The organism is Bradyrhizobium sp. P2_E8 (assembly GCF_056403875.1).
In genome coordinates this window covers 1-5,438 of record NZ_JBFUES010000500.1, presented here as the reverse complement: position 1 = coordinate 5,438, position 5,438 = coordinate 1, and the positions used below count along the sequence as shown (strand labels likewise).

General features: G+C 62.8%; 7 protein-coding genes. 2 read left to right on the top strand and 5 right to left on the bottom strand.

The annotated features are described in order from the left end of the window. Nucleotides 1-108: 108 nt before the first annotated feature. Nucleotides 109-606 (top strand): GNAT family N-acetyltransferase, encoded by a 498-nt coding sequence (locus tag AC1D00_RS24725; protein WP_477012454.1) that lies wholly within the window; start codon nucleotides 109-111, stop codon nucleotides 604-606. A gap of 13 nt (nucleotides 607-619) precedes the next feature. Here the strand turns inward: AC1D00_RS24725 and AC1D00_RS24720 are convergent, their stop codons facing one another. The 3 genes from AC1D00_RS24720 to AC1D00_RS24710 form a co-directional block, all read right to left on the bottom strand. Continuing rightward, nucleotides 620-1,105, bottom strand: coding sequence for a YkgB family protein (locus AC1D00_RS24720; RefSeq protein ID WP_477012455.1), 486 nt, complete (start codon nucleotides 1,103-1,105; stop codon nucleotides 620-622). 173 nt (nucleotides 1,106-1,278) lie between these two features. Further along, complete coding sequence (locus AC1D00_RS24715) at nucleotides 1,279-1,707, bottom strand: universal stress protein (protein WP_135175910.1); 429 nt, start codon at nucleotides 1,705-1,707, stop codon at nucleotides 1,279-1,281. Nucleotides 1,708-1,873: 166 nt separating this feature from the next. Next, a complete protein-coding gene (locus tag AC1D00_RS24710; RefSeq protein WP_135175909.1) occupies nucleotides 1,874-2,500 on the bottom strand; it encodes a TetR/AcrR family transcriptional regulator in 627 nt (208 codons plus the stop codon). Nucleotides 2,501-2,599: 99 nt separating this feature from the next. On the opposite strand from AC1D00_RS24710, the gene AC1D00_RS24705 reads away from it, so the two are divergent. Continuing rightward, a complete protein-coding gene (locus tag AC1D00_RS24705; protein WP_477012453.1) occupies nucleotides 2,600-3,337 on the top strand; it encodes an SDR family oxidoreductase in 738 nt (245 codons plus the stop codon). Between the two features lie 307 nt (nucleotides 3,338-3,644). Here AC1D00_RS24705 and AC1D00_RS24700 read toward each other — a convergent pair whose 3' ends face one another. Together AC1D00_RS24700 and AC1D00_RS24695 are read right to left on the bottom strand one after the other, a co-directional pair. Further along, on the bottom strand, nucleotides 3,645-3,887 hold the full coding sequence (locus AC1D00_RS24700; RefSeq protein WP_135175906.1) for a hypothetical protein: 243 nt from the start codon (nucleotides 3,885-3,887) through the stop codon (nucleotides 3,645-3,647). A 96-nt stretch (nucleotides 3,888-3,983) separates the two neighbouring features. Further along, entirely contained in the window at nucleotides 3,984-5,102 is a 1,119-nt protein-coding gene (locus AC1D00_RS24695) for a DUF2336 domain-containing protein (protein ID WP_477012452.1), read from the bottom strand. Nucleotides 5,103-5,438: the final 336 nt, after the last annotated feature.

The following is a 5,438-nucleotide window of genomic DNA, read 5'->3' as shown; positions in this document are numbered from 1 at the left end:
GATCAAACCCCGCGCGTCGCACCGGCGATCGGGAGGTCGAGTAAAACGTCGGCAGGACGGTATCGTCGGCGCAACAATCGATGCTCACTTCGAACGCGGCTGACCTCATTGGATCACTTCCGCACCAACAGACTGACCGCCGAGAAACTGCGCGACGATGATCTCGCCGACCTCGTCGCGCTACATCTCGATGCCGAGGTGTCGCGCTATCTCGGCGGGGTGCGCTCGGCCGAGACAACGAAGACCTATCTCGCCGCCAACATGGCCCATTGGGACCAGCACGGCTTCGGGCTCTGGGCGCTGCGAACGAAAGACGGAGAATTCGCCGGACGGGCGGGCATCAGGCACATTCTCGTTGACGGCATCGACGAGATCGAGATTGCCTACACGTTCAAACGCGACCTCTGGGGCCAGGGACTTGCGAGCGAGATCGCGGCGGCGCTGACGCATATCGGGCTGTCGCAGCTTGCGCTGCCGTCGCTCATCGGCCTGGTCTTCGTCGAACACGGCGCATCCCGCCGCGTGCTGGAGAAATCGAACTATATTCTGGAAAAGAGCACGACGCATCACGGCGAGGACGTCGTGATCTACCGCATCAGGCGGTGAGCGACCCCAACGCTCAGCCCGCGCGCAGCCGAATGACCGATCGCGGCAGTGACGCCAGAAACAACACGGCGCAGACACACAGCAGGACGATGTCCTTGAACAGGAATTCGCCGGCCAAATTCCACGCCATGGGATCGGTTGAAAGGCTCCATGTGACGACGCCCGGCGTCGTGAAGAAGAACGACCATGTGATCGCGAAGGTCACCATGCCCATGAATGAACCGATAGCGGACAAGACCGGACTGAACGCGCCAGCCATCAGCAACGCCGCAATCACGAATTCGGCAACACCGAGAACATAGGCCTCTCCCCTCAGGCCGAAGATCGACAGCCAGGAGATGAACGGACTGTTGCTGATGAACTGGGCGATGCCCTGCGCGGATTGCAGTGTGAACTTCTGCATTCCGAACGACACGAATATGATCACCATGACCCAGCGGAGAATGGCGAGCGGGCGATAAGAACCGCCGCCATTCTCGGCGACGTTGAATCCCTTCATGCGACGATTTCTCCCCGGCTTGCACAGCATCTGTTGGCGAACGAAACGTTCGCTACAGGCCGTACGGAGGGGAGCGTCGGTCGTTACATTCGGAGCGAGGTTCCGCTCATCACAGCTGCGTGCAATGCGCGTGTCCGTGGCGAGCGAGCACTCTGTCACCAGGTCCGCAACGTTCACTGACAAATCAGTACGGGGGTTTTCGCGTGCGCCAGCACCTTGTTTGTCACACTACCGATGAGAAGCATGGAGAGTCCGCTGCGCCCATGGGATGACATAACGATGAGATCGCAACCTTTATTCTCGGCTGCTGCGATGATGGCTTGATGGGGTTGCCCGTCCTCCACTTGAATCAGTTCGCAGGAGACGCCAGCCTCCCTGGCCGCATTTGCCGCGCGATCCAACGCGCTCGTGGCCTGTTCCTTGCGCAGCTCGGCATATGTTGCGACTGCTTCACGGAACCGCCCTGTCATTTCTGAAAACGGCTCCACAACGAAGATGAGAGATACTTTGGCACCAAGGGATTTCGCCAGCGCCAACCCATGCGCCACTCCATGCTCCGCCAGCTCCGACCCATCTGTCGGAATGAGAATATGCCGGTACATGCTTCACCTCCCGCCGGTCTGGACGTATCGCCGCCTTCCGAAGGCAAGCTTGGCCCGCGTTTTGGATTCGATCTTGAGATAGATCAAACTCTCGGCCCAACGCGCCGTGACCCGGATGTCGGCATTGGCGCACATCGGACGGGCGATGGCCCGTTGCGTCGTCGCACTATGGGCGAGAAGCCGCCGAGACTGACGCAGGACTCCTGTCGCCCGGCCACGCGGCCATGGCCGCCTTGGCTGCGCCTCTCAACTCCTCAGGCGTGGCGCCGTCCTTGGCCTGGATGGCCATCCCCTGGAAGACGCTGAGATAGAATCGGCTCAGGGCATCGATGTCCGTCGCAGCGGGCAGCTCGCCATTGGCGACCGCCCCTTCGATCCGAGCGCGCAGATTGGCGAGCATGTCGAGGCGGACCTTTTTGATCGCGCGGGCGATTGTCGCCGGCCATTCGTCGCTGACGGCGCCCAGCACGGCCATGCAGCCGGCCGGCGCCGTGCGCGATTTCGGCAGGGTCTCGGTCGCCCCGATCAAGAGGTTCTCGACGCCGGCACGCGCGGTTTTTCCCTCCGTGAGCTTGTCCCACACGGGAGGTCCCTGGGTCAGTACGTAATGCTCGATCGCCGCAAGATAGAGCGCCTCCTTGCTCTCGAAGGCCGCATAGAGGCTCGGCGAGCGGACCCCCATGGCCTCGCAGAGGTCCTGCATCGAGGCCGCCTCGAATCCCTTGCGCCAGAACAGGAACATGGCGGCTTCGAGTGCCGCCTCGCGGTCAAATTCTCGTGGTCGTCCCGCCATCGCAGCTCTTTCTGTAATGATCAACACATAATTGGCTTGACGCGGCCGATCAAGTCTCCACATATTCTGTGTCGATCGTTACAGAATTGGAGAGATCAGATGACGCTGGCAGGAAAACGGGCCCTGGTGACGGGCGCAAGCAGGGGTATTGGTGCGGCCATTGCGAAAGCCCTCGCCGCCGAAGGCGCGGACGTAGCAATCACCTATGAGAAGTCCGCAGACAGCGCCGCCAGGGTGGTTGACGCCATCAAGGCCGGCGGACGCAAAGCCGTGGCGATCCAGGCCGACAGCGCGGATGTCGCCGCCGTCCAGGCCTCGGTCGAAAAGACCGTCGCGGCGCTGGGCGGGCTCGATATTCTGGTCAACAACGCCGGAATTCTTCGCCTGGGCGGCCTCAACGACATTTCGCTTGGAGATATCGATGCGCTGCTGAAGGTCAACGTCCGTTCGCCGATCGTCGCGAGCAAGGCCGCGCTGCGCCACCTTGGCAAGGGCGGCCGCATCATCACCATCGGCAGCTATTTCGCCGACCGTGTGCCTTCGCCGGTGCTCGGCGTCTACGCGGCGTCGAAGTCGGCCCTTGCCGCGTTCGCCAAGGCACTGGCGCGCGAGGTCGGCCCGAGGGACGTCACCGTCAACCTCATCCAGCCAGGCTCGATCGACACCGACATGAATCCTGCCAGCGGCCCGACCGCGGAGACGTTGAAGCAGTTCATGGCGCTCGGCCGGTATGGCGCGACGGATGACATCGCCAATGCGGTTGCGTTCCTGGCGAGCGCGAAGGCCAAATACATCACCGGCTCGACATTGACCGTTGACGGCGGTGCGAACGCGTAAAGTATCTTCGAGTTACGTCGCTCTTAGCGCGTCATGTGCCGACCGAAGAAGCAATGACGGCGCCCCAGACTTCGTCATTGCGAGCTTAGCGAAGCAATCCAGGCTCTTTCCGCGGAGTCGGTCTGGATTGCTTCGTCGCAAGGGCTCCTCGAAATGACGACGTGGAAGCAGCTCGTAGGGTAGGCAAAGCCACCGGGTCGCGCGGATGCGCGCCCGATGACAGGCTCCGCGTGCCCACCACGCCTCGCGACGAATGCAGATCGATGGTGGGCACGGCGCAAGTGCGCCTTTGCCCACCTACGAAGGGTTACCTGAAATACCCCAGCACGAGATCGATATCCGAGCTGCCCGCCACGGTGCCGTTCAGCTCGGCGTCGATGACGCGGCGGCAGGCTTCGATCGCTGCGTGATCGCCGAGATCGTTGGCGGCTTCCAGCACGAGCCAGGCGGCGTCGACCGAGGCCTTGTCCGGAGCTCCGCCGCCGACATCGGGGGCGAAGGCGTTGTTGAGGTTCTTCTTGCGAACGGCGGTGCCGAATTGAGGCAACATTTGCAAATACTCCCCTGCCAATTCCGGGATGATGCTCGGTGAGCCTGCTCAGTGGACCTGCTTAGTGAACCTGCTCAGTGGACTTGCTCAGTGGACTTAGTGGACTTGGAGTTCGGGCTGACGGCCCGCATCGGCACCCGCGCCGGTCTTGCGCGACTGGTAGAACTTCAGGATGCTGCGCGAGGTCTCGCTCTTGAGCCGGCTGAACTCGCGCTCATTGTCCTGGAGCTCACGCGCGGTGATCAGATGATCCTTGGCGCCGAGGAACAACAGCGACATCGTCGTGTCCCAGGAGAAGTTGAGCGCCTTGCACAGCACCAGGATCATCTCGCGGTTGCGATCCATCAGCGCGCGCTCGATCACGTCGACCGGCAGCGCCGACAGCAGCGACAGGCCGATCTGCACCTCGTCGAAGCGGTGCTGGCGGGCATAGTTGGAGATCGAATCCTGGTTGAGGTTGCCCTGGCGGTACTGCGTCGTCACCACGCGCTTGGCGACGAAGTAGCTGCGCGAGGACGGGCCGAACTTGGATTGCAGATCGCCGGTGACCTCGGTCACCGAGCTCTGGATCTGCGCCATCATCTCGGGGCGCTCGCTCTCGAGCCGGCGGCGGACGTCTTCCGACGCTTTCGAGATCAGCTGCTGGAAGATGTGGCGCGGCACGTCCTTGCGCAGGCCAAGCTGCTCGGCAAGAATCGAGTCGCCCTCGGCGCGGCGGACCATGTGCAGCAGGCCCGAGCCAGAGAAGCGCGCGCCCTCGTTCCTGGCGACCGACGTCACGACCTCCTGGTCGCCGCGCTTGACCAGCACGTCGGTCACGGCCTCGCCGATCGACTGGCGCTGGGCAATCGCGAGCAGATGCGACTGGCTCTTGGTCAGGGCGCTCTCGACCAGCATCTTCTCGTCGATGCGGGTGGAGTCGCGCAGCACCGGGCCGGCGACCGCGATCTCGTCGTCGAGAGCGAGCTGTTCGATGACGTTGAGCGGGGCGTGATCGCAGGCCGCCRTCAATTCGGACAGCTGCGTCCGCGCGGCAACCTCGATCTCGTCGGCGAGCCGGCCGATGACCTCGCCGAACATGCTGATCTCGTCGTCGCTGTAGCGGCCGGTGATCAGGATGTCGGTCGCATGCCACAGCGCGCGTGCCCGGCTCTCGTCGGTGCCGCGCGCGATCGCGTCGTCCAGATCCTGTAGAAGCGATTTCGCCCCGTTCATGTCGATCACCCCAGTTCTTGGTCGTTCTTTGGCGAGCCATCCCGCCTGTGTTGGCGCGACGCCGAATTCCTCTGGCAACCGACACTAGGGATCAAACGCGAGAATCCGGTAAAGTCGGCAGATCAGTTTTGCAGACGAGAATTCATTCAAATGCGAGCGAATGGGTTTACCGGCGGGCAAGCGCTGCCCCGACGCCCGCGGTTGCGGCAGCACACGGGCTTATGGTTCGAGACGCGCCGTGAGGCGGCGCTCCTCACTATGAGGGTCTGGGATTTCACCGCGAAACAAGACCTCATCCTGTGAGGAGCCCGCCAACAGCGGGCGTCTCGAAGGATG